This window comes from Paenibacillus sp. ACRRX (assembly GCF_022346885.1).
Taxonomy (GTDB): Bacteria; Bacillota; Bacilli; order Paenibacillales; family Paenibacillaceae; genus Paenibacillus_B.
This window is the reverse complement of sequence record NZ_JAKRNK010000021.1, coordinates 1-1,750: the sequence shown is the minus strand read 5'-3', so window position 1 is coordinate 1,750 and position 1,750 is coordinate 1. Positions and strand designations below refer to the sequence as shown.

Below are 1,750 nucleotides of genomic sequence, written 5' to 3'. Positions count from 1 at the left end.
TGAAAACTGAATGCGAAGTGTACATGCTCTACTTAGAATGATTAGGATAAGCCCTCGACCGATTAGTATTCGTCAGCTCCACACATTACTGTGCTTCCACCCCGAACCTATCTACCTCGTCGTCTTCAAGGGGTCTTACTAATTGGGAAATCTCATCTTGAGGGGGGCTTCACGCTTAGATGCTTTCAGCGCTTATCCCTTCCGTACTTGGCTACCCAGCTATGCCTCTGGCGAGACAACTGGTACACCAGCGGTACGTCCATCCCGGTCCTCTCGTACTAAGGACAGCTCCTCTCAAATTTCCTACGCCCGCGACAGATAGGGACCGAACTGTCTCACGACGTTCTGAACCCAGCTCGCGTACCGCTTTAATGGGCGAACAGCCCAACCCTTGGGACCTACTTCAGCCCCAGGATGCGATGAGCCGACATCGAGGTGCCAAACCTCCCCGTCGATGTGGACTCTTGGGGGAGATAAGCCTGTTATCCCCAGGGTAGCTTTTATCCGTTGAGCGATGGCCCTTCCATGCGGAACCACCGGATCACTAAGCCCGACTTTCGTCCCTGCTCGACTTGTAGGTCTCGCAGTCAAGCTCCCTTATGCCTTTGCACTCTTCGAATGATTTCCAACCATTCTGAGGGAACCTTGGGGCGCCTCCGTTACACTTTAGGAGGCGACCGCCCCAGTCAAACTACCCACCTGACACTGTCCCCGAACCGGGTCACGGTCCTAGGTTAGAACTCCGATACGAACAGGGTGGTATCCCAACGGCGCCTCCACCTAAGCTGGCGCTCAGGCTTCTCAGGCTCCCACCTATCCTGTACAGTCCGTACCAAAGTCCAATATCAAGCTGTAGTAAAGCTCCATGGGGTCTTTCCGTCTTGTCGCGGGTAACCTGCATCTTCACAGGTATTAAAATTTCACCGGATCTCTCGTTGAGACAGCGCCCAAGTCGTTACGCCATTCGTGCGGGTCAGAATTTACCTGACAAGGAATTTCGCTACCTTAGGACCGTTATAGTTACGGCCGCCGTTTACTGGGGCTTCGGTTCATAGCTTCGCCTTGCGGCTAACCACTCCCCTTAACCTTCCAGCACCGGGCAGGCGTCAGCCCGTATACTTCGCCTTGCGGCTTCGCACAGACCTGTGTTTTTGCTAAACAGTCGCTTGGGCCTTTTCACTGCGGCCCCCTCGGGCTATTCACCCTACCGAGGCACCCCTTCTCCCTAAGTTACGGGGTCATTTTGCCGAGTTCCTTAACGAGAGTTCTTCCGCGCGCCTTAGAATACTCATCTCGCCTACCTGTGTCGGTTTGCGGTACGGGCACCATCACCTGGCTAGAGGCTTTTCTCGGCAGCCTGAAATCAAGACCTTCGGTACTATAAATTTCCCTCCCCATCACAGCCCAGCCTTACGATGTGCGGATTTGCCTACACATCAGCCTCACTGCTTGGACGAGCATATCCATCAGCTCGCGTCCCTATCCTTCTGCGTCACCCCATTGCTCATAACGGTTTACGGTGGTACAGGAATTTCAACCTGTTGTCCTTCGACTACGCCTTTCGGCCTCGCCTTAGGTCCCGACTTACCCTGAGCGGACGAACCTTCCTCAGGAACCCTTAGGCTTTCGGCGGACATGATTCTCACATGTCTTTTCGTTACTCATACCGGCATTCTCACTTGTGTACAGTCCAGCAGTCCTTACGATCTACCTTCAACCCGGTACACAACGCTCCCCTACCACTGATACA

1 rRNA gene is annotated in these 1,750 nt (G+C 53.9%); it reads right to left on the bottom strand.

Features of this window, described 5'->3' with window-relative positions:
• Positions 1-42: 42 nt before the first annotated feature.
• Positions 43-1,750: ribosomal RNA gene (locus MH117_RS26340) — 23S ribosomal RNA — on the bottom strand; the annotation flags it as partial.